The 14446-nt window shown below is 55.5% G+C and carries 23 protein-coding genes; 14 read left to right on the forward strand and 9 right to left on the reverse strand.

The features are described from left to right. From Q9R35_RS00760 to Q9R35_RS00790, 7 genes are all read right to left on the reverse strand, one after another. On the reverse strand, positions 1-1068 hold the full coding sequence (locus tag Q9R35_RS00760) for a hypothetical protein (RefSeq protein WP_311219195.1): 1068 nt from the start codon (positions 1066-1068) through the stop codon (positions 1-3). 290 nt (positions 1069-1358) lie between these two features. After that, entirely contained in the window at positions 1359-1718 is a 360-nt protein-coding gene (locus tag Q9R35_RS00765; RefSeq protein ID WP_311219196.1) for a hypothetical protein, read from the reverse strand. A gap of 297 nt (positions 1719-2015) precedes the next feature. Beyond that, a complete protein-coding gene (locus Q9R35_RS00770) occupies positions 2016-2204 on the reverse strand; it encodes a hypothetical protein (RefSeq protein WP_311219197.1) in 189 nt (62 codons plus the stop codon). Positions 2205-2730: 526 nt separating this feature from the next. After that, positions 2731-2919 (reverse strand): hypothetical protein, encoded by a 189-nt coding sequence (locus Q9R35_RS00775; RefSeq protein WP_311219198.1) that lies wholly within the window; start codon positions 2917-2919, stop codon positions 2731-2733. A 74-nt stretch (positions 2920-2993) separates the two neighbouring features. Further along, positions 2994-3218 (reverse strand): hypothetical protein, encoded by a 225-nt coding sequence (locus Q9R35_RS00780; protein WP_311219199.1) that lies wholly within the window; start codon positions 3216-3218, stop codon positions 2994-2996. A gap of 322 nt (positions 3219-3540) precedes the next feature. Continuing rightward, positions 3541-4329, reverse strand: a complete 789-nt coding sequence (locus Q9R35_RS00785; RefSeq protein WP_311219200.1) for a DUF2569 family protein — start codon at positions 4327-4329, stop codon at positions 3541-3543. Between the two features lie 144 nt (positions 4330-4473). Further along, the gene (locus Q9R35_RS00790; RefSeq protein ID WP_311219201.1) at positions 4474-5121 is read right to left on the reverse strand and encodes an XRE family transcriptional regulator; all 648 of its coding nucleotides are present in this window, start codon (positions 5119-5121) and stop codon (positions 4474-4476) included. A gap of 83 nt (positions 5122-5204) precedes the next feature. Between Q9R35_RS00790 and Q9R35_RS18670 the strand changes: the two genes are divergently transcribed. Further along, the gene (locus Q9R35_RS18670) at positions 5205-5456 is read left to right on the forward strand and encodes a YdaS family helix-turn-helix protein (RefSeq protein ID WP_404977932.1); all 252 of its coding nucleotides are present in this window, start codon (positions 5205-5207) and stop codon (positions 5454-5456) included. Here the strand turns inward: Q9R35_RS18670 and Q9R35_RS00795 are convergent. After that, entirely contained in the window at positions 5445-5606 is a 162-nt protein-coding gene (locus Q9R35_RS00795; RefSeq protein WP_311219202.1) for a hypothetical protein, read from the reverse strand. The genes Q9R35_RS18670 and Q9R35_RS00795 overlap by 12 nt on opposite strands. A gap of 83 nt (positions 5607-5689) precedes the next feature. On the opposite strand from Q9R35_RS00795, the gene Q9R35_RS00800 reads away from it, so the two are divergent. The 9 genes from Q9R35_RS00800 (at position 5690) to Q9R35_RS00840 (ending at position 11053) form a co-directional block, all read left to right on the forward strand. Then, entirely contained in the window at positions 5690-6001 is a 312-nt protein-coding gene (locus tag Q9R35_RS00800; RefSeq protein ID WP_311219203.1) for a DNA-binding protein, read from the forward strand. 2 nt (positions 6002-6003) lie between these two features. After that, positions 6004-6414: a recombination protein NinB gene (locus Q9R35_RS00805; protein WP_311219204.1), complete on the forward strand. Its 411-nt coding sequence runs from the start codon at positions 6004-6006 to the stop codon at positions 6412-6414. After that, on the forward strand, positions 6411-6542 hold the full coding sequence (locus Q9R35_RS00810) for a hypothetical protein (RefSeq protein WP_311219205.1): 132 nt from the start codon (positions 6411-6413) through the stop codon (positions 6540-6542). The genes Q9R35_RS00805 and Q9R35_RS00810 overlap by 4 nt, the downstream gene beginning before the upstream one ends. A 38-nt stretch (positions 6543-6580) precedes the next feature. After that, entirely contained in the window at positions 6581-6916 is a 336-nt protein-coding gene (locus Q9R35_RS00815; protein ID WP_311219206.1) for a nuclease domain-containing protein, read from the forward strand. Further along, positions 6913-7632 (forward strand): helix-turn-helix domain-containing protein, encoded by a 720-nt coding sequence (locus Q9R35_RS00820; RefSeq protein WP_311219207.1) that lies wholly within the window; start codon positions 6913-6915, stop codon positions 7630-7632. Before Q9R35_RS00815 ends, Q9R35_RS00820 begins: the two co-directional genes overlap by 4 nt. Continuing rightward, entirely contained in the window at positions 7616-8326 is a 711-nt protein-coding gene (locus tag Q9R35_RS00825; protein WP_311219208.1) for a replication protein P, read from the forward strand. The genes Q9R35_RS00820 and Q9R35_RS00825 overlap by 17 nt, the downstream gene beginning before the upstream one ends. Next, complete coding sequence (locus Q9R35_RS00830) at positions 8323-8658, forward strand: DUF1064 domain-containing protein (protein WP_311219209.1); 336 nt, start codon at positions 8323-8325, stop codon at positions 8656-8658. The genes Q9R35_RS00825 and Q9R35_RS00830 overlap by 4 nt, the downstream gene beginning before the upstream one ends. Before the next feature lie 431 nt (positions 8659-9089). Beyond that, positions 9090-9614 carry a terminase small subunit gene (locus Q9R35_RS00835; protein ID WP_311219210.1) on the forward strand — a complete coding sequence of 175 codons (525 nt, stop codon included), beginning with the start codon at positions 9090-9092 and terminating at the stop codon, positions 9612-9614. Then, positions 9611-11053, forward strand: a complete 1443-nt coding sequence (locus tag Q9R35_RS00840; protein WP_311219211.1) for a terminase — start codon at positions 9611-9613, stop codon at positions 11051-11053. Before Q9R35_RS00835 ends, Q9R35_RS00840 begins: the two co-directional genes overlap by 4 nt. Before the next feature lie 3 nt (positions 11054-11056). Here Q9R35_RS00840 and Q9R35_RS00845 read toward each other — a convergent pair whose 3' ends face one another. Next, positions 11057-11464 carry a hypothetical protein gene (locus Q9R35_RS00845; protein WP_311219212.1) on the reverse strand — a complete coding sequence of 136 codons (408 nt, stop codon included), beginning with the start codon at positions 11462-11464 and terminating at the stop codon, positions 11057-11059. 78 nt (positions 11465-11542) lie between these two features. Here Q9R35_RS00845 and Q9R35_RS00850 point away from each other — a divergent pair, with 78 nt between their 5' ends. The 4 genes from Q9R35_RS00850 to Q9R35_RS00865 are packed head-to-tail and all read left to right on the forward strand — an operon-like array spanning position 11543 to position 14409. Then, positions 11543-11752 (forward strand): hypothetical protein, encoded by a 210-nt coding sequence (locus Q9R35_RS00850; RefSeq protein ID WP_311219213.1) that lies wholly within the window; start codon positions 11543-11545, stop codon positions 11750-11752. After that, the gene (locus Q9R35_RS00855; protein WP_311219214.1) at positions 11752-13401 is read left to right on the forward strand and encodes a portal protein; all 1650 of its coding nucleotides are present in this window, start codon (positions 11752-11754) and stop codon (positions 13399-13401) included. The genes Q9R35_RS00850 and Q9R35_RS00855 overlap by 1 nt, the downstream gene beginning before the upstream one ends. Next, on the forward strand, positions 13398-13694 hold the full coding sequence (locus Q9R35_RS00860; RefSeq protein WP_311219215.1) for a hypothetical protein: 297 nt from the start codon (positions 13398-13400) through the stop codon (positions 13692-13694). Before Q9R35_RS00855 ends, Q9R35_RS00860 begins: the two co-directional genes overlap by 4 nt. Further along, a complete protein-coding gene (locus Q9R35_RS00865; RefSeq protein ID WP_311219216.1) occupies positions 13678-14409 on the forward strand; it encodes a hypothetical protein in 732 nt (243 codons plus the stop codon). Before Q9R35_RS00860 ends, Q9R35_RS00865 begins: the two co-directional genes overlap by 17 nt. The last annotated feature ends 37 nt before the right edge of the window (positions 14410-14446 follow it).

Consider the following 14446-nt stretch of genomic DNA (forward strand, 5'->3'; position numbering starts at 1 on the left):
TCAATATTGGATTCGGATAGCCGGGATCAGACCCTTGGCGATCAGAATGACGGCCTGCTTGGCGCATGCGTCGGGCAAGCCGTTTTCAATAAATGCAGCCAGGGCGGCGTTGTTGATACTGGCCTTATGCGCTTTGTCCTCTTCGCGGCGGCGCTGCTCGGCTTCTTCGGCTGCCTTTTCGTCGGCCTGGCGCTTGATTTCTGCCTGGCGGGCGGCTTCGGCGGCTTGTTCGGCCCGCGCAATTGATGCAAGCCGTTCAGCTTCGGCCTGTTCTTCTGCGCGGCGCTGACGTTCGGCTGCGTCCTTGGCGTCTTGCTCAGCCTTGGCCTGGGCGGCTTTCGCGTCTGCCTCGCGTTTGGCAGCTGCATCGCGCTCAGCCTGGGCCTTGGCTTCCGCGTCGGCGCGGGCCTTTTCAGCGGCTTGGCGAGCAATCTCGGCCTCGCGGTCTTTCTGCTCCTGCTCGGCCTGCTTGCGTCGTAGCTCAGCCAGTTCTGCCTGCTCAGCTTCGTACTTCTGGCGGTCAGTCAGGGCTGTGTTCAGGATTTCCAGCGCTTTGGCCTTCACGCGGTGTGCCTCCGCTTCGAATTCCTCCCAGGCCTCGTCCACGACCACAGACTCAACCGCAGCCAGGCGTTGCCGGAGACTGTCAGCGTCCATGCCGCCAACATCCGTTGCACGGTCCGCGATGTTGGCCAGGTTCGCCCTGTGCTGCCCCACGCGGCGATCTTCCGCTTCCTCCCATTCCGTCAACGGCTTGCGAACCTCGTCGCGTAGCGATTCCATCTTGGCGTTCCAGTCCCGGCGCTGTGCGTCGATCTGTTTCGGCACTTCTTTGTATTTCGCCGACAGTGCGGCGCCCATCTTTTCAACAGCCGTCTTTGTACGCGTTACCTTGTAGGCGTCAGCGGCGCAGGCTTCACGGTCCTTGCGGATCTTCATGTCGTACACCGTGCCGCTGACCTTCTCGCGCACCTGTTCGACATAGTGATCCAAGCCGCCAGGTGTGGTGAATGTTGCCAGTGCCGTGTCTTCCGATGGCAGCTCAATCAGTTCTGTGGATTCGGTCATGTCATGCTCCAACTAAGTAAGTCAGCAGGGCAGGTCCGAATGCAAACAGGCCGCCTAATGCGATGACTACAGGAATTGCGATTGCGAAGGTAGGGAACCAGCCCCAGGGCGGGGTGCTGCTATTTGGTGCGTAGCATCCCTGTCCGTCGAAAGGGTTGCGGCGGCGAGTGCGGGGGAAGCCGGGGTTTTGGTCTGTCACGGCTGCCTCCAGATGCTAAGAACGCCCTCAATCCCGAGTGCGATAAAGAAAGCGGCGCAGCAAAAGAACACCGCAAAGATGAAAAACTCGATCAGCACGGCAGCGCCTCCAGTTCTTGCTGGGTCATGCAGTTATGCGTAGTGTCTGCCCAGTCGCCGATGATTCGTTCGCGTTCGGTGCGCAGGGTAGGGCGCAGGCTTTCATCATCAAGCGCAGCAAGCAGCTTGGCGGAGTAGTCGAAGCCTGCCGAACTGGACGCCAGAAGCGCATTCTCCATTTCCTCAATCAGCCCTATGCGGCTTACCTTTTGAGGAATCGATTGCAGGGTCCAGGCCATGTTTACGTACAGCGTTTTGCCGTACAGGCAGTTGCGGATCTGCTCCGCGATATAGGCGCGGCGGCGCTCCGCCAGCTCGTAAGCGCGTACTTCGCGCTCTGCGATAGCGTTCATGGTTAGCTCCGGGGGGATTGCGCCGCGTCCGGCGCCATTGAAAAAGGGGAGAGGGTTAGCTTGCATCCCCCACCGTCACGACTTGCGCGCGCAACTCGGTATTGGCAGGTTCTGGAGTTCTATGCCCTCTAGTCGCAGCACTCCCGCCGCCCATGGCGTGGGCGGGGTTGATTTAGAATTGGTTAAGAGAGTGGGAGTGCTGCGGCTGGAGGGTGCCGGTTACGTCCTTCCGGCGCTGTTGGGTCAGCCGTCCTCTGAGGTCTCATGCAGGATTCCCAAATTCCTACATCGTGTCGTTTACGCAGACACGCAGCCCCCTAGCTCCTCGGCATCGCGGGTAATACGGGCAACGTCTTTATCACTCGTCTGCCAGCGAGTCGCATCAAGGGTCAGGGTTTGCTGCCTGCCCAAACGTGCAATTAGGTTGATGGTGGCCTGCGCCGATCTCAGGCTCTGGCAGTAGGCTCCCCGCTCTGTAGCGGACATTCACCATCATCAAGGCGGGCCGGGCTTGATACCGGCATGGGCAGTTCACCCTGAGTCTGCCTTGCACCTTTCAGCAGCGGGTCTGCCGTCCAGTGGTACTGCGTGTTCGTCCACGCCGCCGCCTTGATGATGCCCCTCATAAGAAGGGCTGCCTGGACCTCGCTACTACTTGCCACGAGTCATGCAGGCGTTGATTCGATTAGGGATCGCACTTGGAGCGATGCATCAGTCAGGGCCAGAGCGCGTTCAAGGCAGCCTTGGTTATGGCCATCTTCGTCCTCTTCCTCTGGAACCCGAGACTTCACGGCCTCCGTGTACATGCCCGTCAAAATTCGTTGTACTGCCTCCAATGTTTCACGCCGCACGGCGTCCGCGTAGCGTGTCATTTGGTAGTCACGGTATACGGCGCACGTTGAATTAGTGATGAATGTGCTGTTTGTGTGCGGATCAGTCTTACTGAACACTAGTCCACCGTTCATCAAAGCGTCTGAAAGCCATCCGAACGGCTCCGGCATCGTTGCCTTGCTCATGCTTTCTTCTCCATTTCTGCGCGAATGTCGTTACCCGCTTGGCAGTGACAAATACCGCGCCACTCGCCTGTAAAGTCGTGAACATCGCCAGCCCCATTGCACGTCTCGCAACTCTCAATCTCTTGTTTGTCATGCTTGCCCGGAAAATCTGCGGGCCAGCGCATTGGTTTGTCCTGTTGTTCCATGTCTAACTCCTATTTATCCGGCGCGACTCTCAATGAAACCCGCCTCGGATAAGGCCCGCCAAGGGGCCGAGAGGTTAAAAGGTGGTTGGCTGGGCGATGCCGCGGATGGCCCACATGAAACCCTGCTGCAGGTTGGTTTTGCCCAGGGCCACAGCACGCTGATCCAAAGAGCCATCGGCCTGCAGCTTGTCCATCCAGGCACCGACTTTCTGAGCCAGTTCCTTGCCTTCGTTCATTGCAGCAATCTCGGACTCCGACAAATCGCGGTAGCCCTTGATGTGCTTGTGTTGGTTATCCATATTTCCTCGCTTCAGTAAGCACCACCATTGATGCTTACCAAAACGCCCGCGTTAGCAGGCGGTTTGTTCATTCTGTGATTGGTGGTACGTACCCGTAGCATCTCGCACACAGACCTGGCATTGTTTTCAGTCGCCCAGTTACGACTATCCAACCCTTGGACCGCTGCCACTTGTTTTGGTGTGGCTTGGTGAAGCGTTGGATGAACTATATCACTAGAAAAACTAGCATGCAAGAAAAACTAGTAAATTGATTGGAACTCTTCTTTGGCACGAATTTCAGGCGAAAAAAAACCGCCCGAAGGCGGTGTTAGTGGAGGTCAAGCTAGATAGTAGGTTCTCTTCTTTCTTGGGTAGAAGTTCTATTCGCAGCTTCTCCGCTCCTAAAGTATGTATTGGTGACCCTGGTAGATACTTTTAGGTACCAGGTCCAAATAAACGCATAGGCAAACGAGCCAAGAAGGGGGCCAATCAGGTCGGGGGCAAGGAACTCGCCGAGGCTGACATCAAAAAACAACCATGACAGATAAGCATCTGCTCCTTGCAATAAGAGAGAGCTGGTCCAAATCACTACGATCGCATTCCGAACTGAGCTCGGCATATGCACTTTCAGTAGATTCCAGCCAGCCCATACCATTAAGGCCGCAACTGCCAATACGGCAAACCATATTGACATCTTATAGTTGACCCACTCAGGGACACTGATAATCGCCGGATAGAGTCTTTCGGCATTTTTTAGGTTTGCTGCCGTTTCCAAAATTGCCCGAGCTGGGCTGAGAGCCATAAGAGAAACTACAAAAAACATCAGCCACCCACCCACTCCACTAATATCTTTCTTAGGCTTGCTGGGTATTACGGCATGGTGATTTCTTGGTATAGCCTTGCGTTTTAACGGCCAAAACAAGTTTCCACTTCCGGACCCTTTCCCAATAAAACCATCAAAAACCCAAACAACGGCTTGAAAAACGGAGAAAACCAACGCGCCAGTTCCAACTATGAACCAAAATTCTCGAGCACCGCTAGCAAAGTACAAAACGACACTTAGAATCAGGGCGATCCACCCAACAAGCGAAATGATCTTTGATAGCCTGCTGCTCCCCTCTTGGAAACTCATTTTGATCCCTTCTTCTAATAAGGCACGTGAAAGCGTGAGTCAGAAGCGCAGCTATCCTCGCATGCGCTATTACTGATTAGTGTTGACGGCTGCGATTATAGGCCAGTCAGGCCTATACATTATTTATCGTTGGTATTTTGGAATTTAGATTTTGAACCCGCACCAGAATGCTCTGCCAATAATCCTGTCATCAATACCTATGTCTATGTCAATAAGCTCATTCGCTTTGCTATTGTTTCGTGATCTAGCGACCCATTTCCCAGAAACTTGAGCTAGTTCTTTTAGCATCAACTCATTATCAATTGATAAGACGTAAATGCGTTTTGGGGTTGGCTCTGTGAGTTTGGTATTGACAAGAACAACAGAACCATCGGGTATATGAGCATCCACCATGGAATCCCCCTCCACAGGAAACGCCAGCACATCCTCGGGCTTGGCTCCATTCTTGGAAAGCCAGCTCCTTTGGAACATCAACTCTCTATTGTCGTCGGCATAGAAAATCAGCTTTCCTTTTCCGGCGGAGGCTTTTGCGTCTACCAATCTGACTGGCACGTGACCGCCGTTTGTTGCTGCCTTAGTTGCGCTCTCTAGGGTTCCATTCATAAGAAAATCAACGGTTACTCCTAAGGCTGAGGCAACTCGCTCCAGGCGTTTTCGTTGGGGTGCAGTAGCTCCATTTTCCCATTGCTGAATAGATTGCCATGAGCGTAGGCCGACTAGCTCGGCCAGCCCTTCCATTGAAAGGCCTTTGTCCAGTCTTGCTTGTTTGATGCGGTCGTGAATCGTAGTCATAGCAGAAATGTATCCACTAGAAAACCTTGCAGCAATGCTAGAATTTCTTGCATCACTAGATTTTCTAGCATAGAATCGGATGCATGGAAAAGAACCCAAACATCTCTATTGCTGTTTCTCAGGTTGGCGGGCTTACAGAGGCTGCCAGGGTTACGGGCGCCAAAAGTTATCAGACGGTCCAGCAGTGGATTGCCTCTGGTCAGGTTCCTGCGCGATTTTGCGCTGCTCTTGAAGCAGCCAGTGGTGTCTCCCGGTTTCTTTTGAGGCCGGTAGATGCTTCGCAAATTTGGCCAGAGCTTGCCAAGAAAGAGAGGGATACCGCTTCAGTGCAATGAACATGCTTCTTCCAGCGCTTCGAACGCTCGGTTGTCCTGCTCATCACACAGACGCGCAAACAGTTGCATGACGGTTTGCTGCGTAGGTTCTTCAAAGGTACGCCGGGCGATGTCTTCAGCCTGGGTCAAGATTTTCTCGGTTTCGGTCATCACAACTCCTTGTTCAGTTTCACCAGTTTGATCGAAGCCACTTTCAATAGCATTCAACTCTTTTTGAATAGGACTGACTCCCAATGAATGCCACCACAGCAGCACGGGTGGACAACCGCCCACAACGTCCGAGCATGGACCGCGCCTTCCGCCAGGCACTTACTGATCCGCGTATTAAGGCGGCGGTTAAAGATCGTTTGGGCTGGGATGAAAGTCAGGTGAGCCGATTCTTGTCGGGCCAGATGGGTCTGACCATCGACAAGATAGACCAAGCCATTGAGCTTTTGGGCATGGTTGTGACAACTCCGTCCTATATAGATTTTCTGGCTTATGGAGCGCGTATCGGTGCGAATTGCCACTGTGTGCGCCAGGGCCTGGGTGAATGCGGGAGGTAGCCGTGGATAAACAGGTCTTCAACTTGATCAGCCCGTTGGTGCGCCGTAATGCGGCACATGCTATTGCGAGCGCCCCGGAGGGCTACCGCGTAGAGATTCGTCCCCGCACACGCTCACTGGACCAGAACGCAATGATGTGGTCGATCCTGGCCGATCTGTCCAAGCAGGTTGATTGGATGGTCAACGGGGTGGCCACCAAGCTAGAAGCCGAAGAATGGAAGGATGTTCTATCGGCCAGTTTGAACCAAGAGACGCGCATGTCTCAGGGCATCAGGGGCGGGATCGTGATGTTGGGCCAGCGCACAAGCAAGATGACCGTGCGCCAGATGTCCGAGCTGATTGAGCTGGCCCTGTCGTTCGGTACTGAAAAGGGCGTTCGCTGGTCGCTTACGTCCTTGGGAAGCGGGTCATGAAGTACTGGCAAATGTGGCTGATCATTTTTTATGTGTGCATCGCACAACTGGCCAGTGACGATGGCCTGATAGGAATGGCCGTGGGCGCGTTCCTGGCGGTTGTCGGTTTTGGGGTAGCACGACGATGAGAGCCTGGAACAGCACATTCAAAGCCCCGGCAAAGCCCATGGCACGCAGCGCCTGGAAGAGGTCCGCACCCAAGAAGCGGGTGTGGCATGACAAATCCTACCTGGACCTGTGCCGTGGTCAGCCCTGTTATCTGCTTGTTCCAGGCGTTTGTATGGGCGCAAGCGGCATCGACTCGGTAGTTCCTTGCCACTCCAACCAGGCCAAGCATGGCAAGGGTATGGGCATCAAAGCAAACGACAAATTCACTGTGCCGGGCTGTATGGCCTGCCACCGTTTCATTGATCAATCTGGCGCACCCAAAGCAGAGAAGTTCGCGCTTTGGGATTCCGCCTATGCCCGCTGGGCGCCTATTCGAGATGGAGAGACGGCATGAGCACGATCATCATGTCCGAGTGCTGGCCATTGCAGGGGATGACGCCTGCGCAGAAGGCCGTGCTTATATCCCTGGCAGACAACGCGAACGACCAGGGCGTGTGCTGGCCATCTGTTGAGAGTATTGCTGCGCGCACCTGCTTATCTGAGCGCTCTGTACAGAACGCCATCAAGTGGCTGATTGACGCTGGGGCATTGCAAGCCCAACAGCGCCAAGGCCGGTCCACTGTGTACACCGTTACCCCCGCAGCATTTGCGCCCCCGCAGGAAATGCGGGGCGCAAATAAAGACGAAACCCCCGCAAATAACGACAGAACCCCCGCAGCATTTGCACCCACCCCCGCAGCAGCTGCACCCAGAACCGTAAAGGAACCATCAAGGAACCGTAAGGAACCGCAAAAGAAGATAAGCGTGGAGGTGCCCGGTTGGCTGGATGCTGATGCGTGGTCGATGTGGGATGAGTTCCGAAAGCAGAAATCCGGTAAGGCATGGACGGATGCTGCCAAACGCCTTTCTCTGCGGACCCTGGAGAAGCTGCACGCTGATGGCCACGACCCAGCGTCTGCCATCGAGCAGAGCATTGAACGCGGCTGGACTGGAATTTTTCCTGTGAAGGACTCAGTGCAGGCCGGGCATAGCAGCGGCGGATTCGACCCGCTGGCCTACGTGAACCGCAATCGAAAACGCCCAGGAGACGACGATGTTATCGACGTGTGAAGCGCCAAACCAATGGCTGATGGCCCACGCCAAGCTGGAAGGTATCAGCCTGATGGATCACCTGTACAACCGCTTGAACGGCATTTACCCGAACAAGTTCCGCTCTAACTTCAAGGATATTCAGGCCATCCAAGACTGGAAAGATGCCTGGGCTGAAGCGTTTGACGAAGAGGGCATTGTTCCGCAGGACGTAGCCTTGGGCATCAAAAACTGCCGCCGCATGTTCGACTGGCCGCCAAGCCTGCCTGAGTTTTTGCGTGCATGCCGGCCGCATCTGGAGGCTGATGTGGCGTTCTTTGAGGCGGTGCGTGGCATGCAGGCCCGGGCAAAGGGAGAAGTAGGCACCTGGTCACATCCGGCGATCTTTCACGCTGCCATTGCTGTCGGGCAGTACGACATGATGAACCAAGCCTATCAGCAGCTGGAAAACCGCTGGAACAAAGCGCTGGCCAGTCAGCTTGCCTTGGGCGCATGGGCAGACATTCCTGCCCCGGCCCTTGCCTTGCCATCGCCCGTGGATTCCAAAGAAGTGCGTGCAGAGGGGCAGAAGAAAGTACGAGAGCTGGCGCATCAAGCGTTCAATCAGAAGGGGAAGGATCAGAAGGGCTGGGCTCGGAAGATTCTGGACAACCAGAAAGGCCGCTCCCCAGCTGTTCTTGCCATGGCCCGTGCTGCATTGTCGGAGGCCGCATGAAACGCAAGTACGGAAACCGCAAGGTAGTGCTGAACGGCATCAAGTTTGACAGCCTGCGTGAAGCGGAGCGATACGGCCAACTCCAACTGTTGGAGCGGGCAGGGCAGATCACCGACCTGGAACTGCAGCCGCGTTTCGAGCTGATCCCCAAGCAGCGCCGTGCAGATGGGAAAGCTGAACGTGCCTGTGAGTACGTGGCCGACTTCCGGTATACGGACACCGCCACTGGACAGACCGTGATTGAAGATGCAAAAGGCGTTCGCACTGATACCTACATCATCAAGCGGAAATTGCTGCTCCAGGTCCACGGCATTTCGGTGAGGGAGGTCTGATCTGTGGTGATGCGCGGAGTTCTCGTTGACTTCGATTGGTCAGAGATCATCTTTGATCTGCGCCGGGCTGGCGTGGGTCAGGTCGAGATTGCGCGTCAGCTTGGATCGATAGACGAAAAGATGGTCAGAAAGTACATGAGTGGTTCGTCCCCATCGCATTGGAGGGGGGAGCTACTTCTTGGTCTCTGGGAGAAGCATACAGGGCTGGATAGGCAAAGTGCACCAAGATGCCCAGCGGCGTTGCCGCGCTCAACAGCCCCAACAAGGAAGCGTCAGAGGGAGGTGTCACATATGCCTACAGAGCACCTGCCAGCCGTGGCCCAAGCATATGGCATCACCGTCCCTGCTCTGATTCAGATGCTATCGAAAAAGAAACCTCAAGGACAGATTAACCAGTGCAGCGGGACGCTGACATTGCCAGGATTTGAAGAATGAAACTGCCACCGAAACAAGTGCGCTTCGCCGAAGAGTACATAAAGGATCTGAACGGGACGCAGGCAGCGACTCGGGCAGGATACAGCCAGCGCACTGCCAATGAGCAAGCGGCTCGGCTGTTAGCAAACGTTAGTGTTCAGCAATATGTAAGAAAGCTGCTGGAAGAGCGCTCCCAAGAGGTGAAGATTGACGCTGCTTATGTGCTGACCCGCCTAGGTGAGATAGACCAGATGGACGCCTTGGACATCCTTGCTGACGACGGTTCAGTCAAGCCCATTGCTGATTGGCCTAAGATCTGGCGGCAGATGATTAGCGGCTTGGATGTGATGGAGATTGCCCAGGGCGATGAAGAGGCGCGTATCGCTGTTGTGAAGAAGATCAAATGGCCGGACAAGATCAGAAACCTTGAGTTGATAGGTCGCCACGTTGGCGTCCAGGCATTCAAGGATCGCGTTGAGCATTCCGGAAGCATCAAGGGCATGGCCGATCGCATGCGCCGTCGCAGGAAGACTGAGGCATGAGCGAGATCACAGACGACGACCTGGACTACCTGCTGAGTTTTGCTCATAAACCTCGGGAGTATGTTGAGCAGGTGTACCCGTGGGGTGAGGACGGTACAGAACTTGCGCGACATGCTGGACCCAGAGAGTGGCAAGGCCAAGTGCTCGACGCGATTGGCGAGCATCTGAGCAACCCTGAGACCCGGTTTACGCCGCTGCGGATTGCCGTCGCGTCAGGTCACGGTATCGGTAAATCGGCTGGTATCAGCATGATCCTCAAGTGGGCGCTGGATACTTGCGTAGATACGCGTGTGGTTGTGACTGCCAACACCGAAACACAGCTACGGACGAAGACTTGGCCGGAGATTTCCAAGTGGCAGCGCCTGGCAGAAACCAGCGACCTGTTTAAAACCACAGCAACGGCAGTTTCCAGTGCGGACCCCGAAGCAGAGAAGTCTTGGCGGGCCGACGCAATCCCATGGAGCGAGAACAATACCGAGGCATTCGCTGGCTTGCATAACGAAGGCAAACGAATCATCCTAATTTTTGATGAAGCGTCCGCTATTGCTGACAAGGTATGGGAGGTGGCCGAGGGCGCACTGACTGACGACGAGACAGAAATTATATGGATAGCTTTCGGGAACCCTACGCGTAACAGTGGGCGCTTCCGTGAGTGTTTCCGCAAGCACCGTAAGCTGTGGAAGACGTTCCAGATCGACAGCCGCACGGTAGAAGGCACAAATAAATCCTATTTGCAGGAAATGGTGGACACCTACGGAGAAGATAGCGACATCGTGAAAGTCCGTATTCGTGGCATTTTCCCATCAATGTCGCTTAAGCAATTCATCAGCTCCGCGGATGCGGAGGCGGCGCAAGGTCGCCATTTGGACGAAAGCCAATACAAGTTTGCTCCAGTGATCCTGACTTGCGACCCCGCTTGGGAGGGGGATGACGACATTGCGATCGGCAAGCGCCAAGGCTTGAAATTCGATGTTCTGGCGGCTCTACCCAAGAACGACAACGATATTGAAGTTGCGCAGTTGCTCGCGCGACTGGAGGATGAGCACAAGGCTGATGCAGTTTTTGTTGATGCTGGGTACGGAACCGGGATTGTGTCAGCAGGCAAAACGCTTGGCCGTAGTTGGCGGCTGGTTTGGTTCTCTGGTGAATCCAATGACCCTGGCTGCCTCAACAAGCGTGCCGAAATGTGGAAATCGATGCGCGATTGGCTGAAAGAAGGTGGTGCCATTCCAGATGACCAGGTCCTGGTGGATGAAATTACCGGACCAGAAACCGTAGCCAGACTGGATGGAAAAATTCAGATCGAATCGAAGAAAGACATGAAAAAGCGCGGATTGCCCAGTCCAAACCGGGCCGATGCGCTCTGCCTGTCTTTTGCGTTTCCCGTATCTACAGCAAGACGCAGAGCGGGGCGGTCAACGTTTGCTCGGATGGATTAACCATTAAGTTAGGCCAAGACTCTTGGAAATGAGCGCCAAAATATAAGCGGTGCCAAACGCAAAGGTGCCTAACCAAAGACAAGAGAGTTGCTGTTGATAGCTTTTTAATGATTTCTGTGCCTTAGCGTTTGAGTATTGAGTTAAATGCTTGCGCTCGCTCTCGGTGGCAGATTGTGCGTGAAATTCGGAAAAATATAGGTCTGCAGTTTGCTGCAGATAAACACAACCGCTGCGGATACCCCATGCCCAGCATGCGAGGGCTAGGCTGTATAGAACCGCATAGCCCCAATGGTGGAAGCCTAGTGGCTTTGCTATGGCATAGCCAATACAGAGGCCGGTAACAGATAGAAGGTAATAAGTGTGTTTACGCCTGATTTCATGGGCCTGTAGCCACAAGCTTAAGTCGCTCATTTAGCAATCCTAAAAATTCGGACAAAAGTCCGCGTGCGTAGTTTGAAACTAATGGCATCTTCCCTAACGGATGTCGTTATGTCCAGCTTCTTCAGCAAACCCAGCACACCAAAAATTCCAGACCCTCCTGCCCCAGCAGCGCCGCCAAGCACAACTGACGCGGCTGCCGCAGGCTCTGCCGAGGCTGAACGCCTGCGCCGTCGTCGTGGGACTGCAAGTACGGTCCTGGCCGGTGACGCTACCGCCACGCCCGGCTCTGTGGCGACCAAGACTCTGCTGGGTTCGTAATGCAGAACACCGACGTCGATCTGGTGCGCGAGATCCTGGCCGATCACGAAGCCATGAAACAGGCGCGTCGGTCGTTTGAGTCTCAATGGGACGAGGTGATATCCACCGTTCTGCCACGCTATCGCAAGTTCAAGCAGGACAGCAATATCAATCCTGGCGAGAAGCGCACCCAAGAAATCTACGACTCCACGCCCATGCTGGCGTTGCGCCACTTTGCGGCTGCCATGGATTCGATGATCACGCCACGTACGCAGCGCTGGCACAAGCTCACGGTCTCTGATGAGAGCCTGCGCGAGTCCCCTGCCGTGCGCCAGTATCTGGAACAGGTCACCAATATTCTGTTTGCTCAGCGCTACCAGTGGCGGGCGAACTTCGCGTCCCAATCCGGCGAGTCCTACATCAGCCATGGCTCGTTCGGTGCCGGTGGCCTGATGATTGACGACGTACTAGGTCAGGGCATCCGGTACCGCAATCTGCGCCTGAACAGGCTCTGGTTCTCCGAGGATGCCTATGGCGTCGTTGATAAGGCTCATATCGCCTGGACGTTGACGGCTCGGCAGGCCGCTCAGCGCTGGGGGGCAAAAGATCTGCCATTGGCCATCCGGAATGCCATTGACCGCAATGACATGGAGCGCAAGTTCGAGTTCTTGCATGCCATTCGCCCACGGCGCGACCGTGAATCTGGCCTTGTTGGCAGCAGGAACATGCCGATCCAATCCGTCTGGATTGCGTTGGATGCTGGAAGCGAGATCGTGGAGCACAGCGGCTACCGCGTGTTTCCGCTTGCTATTGGCCGCTTCTATGCTGCTGACGACTCAGCATATGGCTATTCTCCTGCGATGGAAGCGTTGCCTGACGTGCTCATGCTTAATCGCATTGAGAAGACCAATATCAAAGGCGCACAGAAGGCCGTTGATCCACCGCTAATCCTTGCTGATGACGGCGCTCTTGAGTCGTTTGATCTACGCTCTGGCGCGTTGAACTTTGGTTACCTGAACGAGCGCGGTGAGCAGCTTATCAAGCCTCTCGATTTGGGCAAGAACGTGCCCATGGGCATCAACTATGCCGACCAGAAGCGAGAGGCCATCAATCTGGCGTTCTATGTGAGCCTGTTCCAGATCCTGGTCGATAACCACCAGATGACCGCCACAGAGGTGCTGCAACGCGCCCAAGAAAAAGGGATCTTGCTCGGCCCTACGATGGGCCGTGTCCAGTCTGAGCAGTTGGGGCCACAGATCACCCGCGAGATCGACATTCTTTCAAATGCCGGTGCTCTGCCTCCTATGCCCCCGGAGCTGGAGGAAATTGGTGGGGAAATCGAGATCGAGTATGACAGCCCGCTTAATCAAGCAATGCGTGCCGAAGAGGGTGCAAACGTATTGCGCTGGGCCGAAGCCGCCTCCCCATTCATTCAAGCCGACCCGAACGCAGCACGCGTCATGAACTCCCCGGAAATTGTCCGTGGGCTTGGACGTGTGTTCAGCGTCCCTGAGAAATACATGGTGGACGAAGAGGATGTGCAGGCAGCCGATGAAGCAGCAGCTCAACAGGAACAAGCCGCCCAGATCCTTGAGGCTGCCCCCGTCGCTGCTGGCGCGGCCAAAGACATTGCACAAGCTCAACAAATTGCAGGGAGCGCACAGATATGAGCCTTAGCGAACGCATTGCGCGCCGAGTTCGCATGTTGTTTGGACTACGGAATGCGTACCGCCGCACGTTTTCTGGCCGAGACGGTGAGACAGTTCTGGCCGATCTGGCCAAGTTTTGCCGGGTTGGGTCTTCATCTGTCGCGACATCTCGGGTTACCGGGACGGTAGACACCCACGCCACGATGTTGGTCGAGGGGCGCCGGGAAGCCTTCTTTCACATTGCCAAGGTCTTACACATGACCGACGAGCAGATCAATCAAATCATGGAGCGTGAGAATGAGCGTACTGAATAAACGTGGGCTTTTCGCCCGTTTGCTGCGTCAACAGGCAGGTGAAGGTGGTGCCGAGGGTGGTTCCGGTGGTGAACAGACGCCGCCCCCAACAGACGTTACACCGCCAGCAGACCAGGAAGGCGCTGCACCGCCCGCATGGCACGACAGCATCCAGGACGAAGGTCTGAAAGCCTTTATCTCCGGCAAAGGCTTCAAGGATGCAGGCGAGGCCGCCAAGGCGCTGCAGGACCTGGAAGGCAAAACGGCTGTTCCCGAATCGCCCGAAGCCTATCAGTTGCCCGTACCCGAAGGCCAGGACGCTGCCTTTGCAACCGAGGCGGCCAAGTGGATGCACGAAGCCGGTGTACCAGCCGAACAGGCCCAGGCCCTGGCCACCAGATGGAACGAGTACGCCGCAGCCCAACAGCAAGCCGCTGACCTGGCTCGTGAGCAACAGGGCGAGGCTGACCTTGCCACGCTGCGTAAAGAGTGGGGCCAACAGTTTGACGCCAATGCCGAGCTGGGCCGCCGCGCTGTTCGCACATTCGGAGTGGAGGCCGACGCCATCGAGAAAATCTCCAGCGCCCTGGGCGATGCCGAAACGCTGCGCTTGTTCTCCCGAATCGGCAAACACTTGGGCGAAGGGACGTTGGCTCCCACTACGGCTGGCTCTGGCCAAGGTGGAGCGGACAAGTCCATCGAAGAAGTTTTCTATCCCAGCATGATCAAGAAATAGGGCCATGGCCCACAACCCGCCGCAAGGCATTTGTTAA

The organism is Alcaligenes sp. AB3, from assembly GCF_031844565.1.
Lineage (GTDB): Bacteria > Pseudomonadota > Gammaproteobacteria > Burkholderiales > Burkholderiaceae_B > Alcaligenes > Alcaligenes faecalis.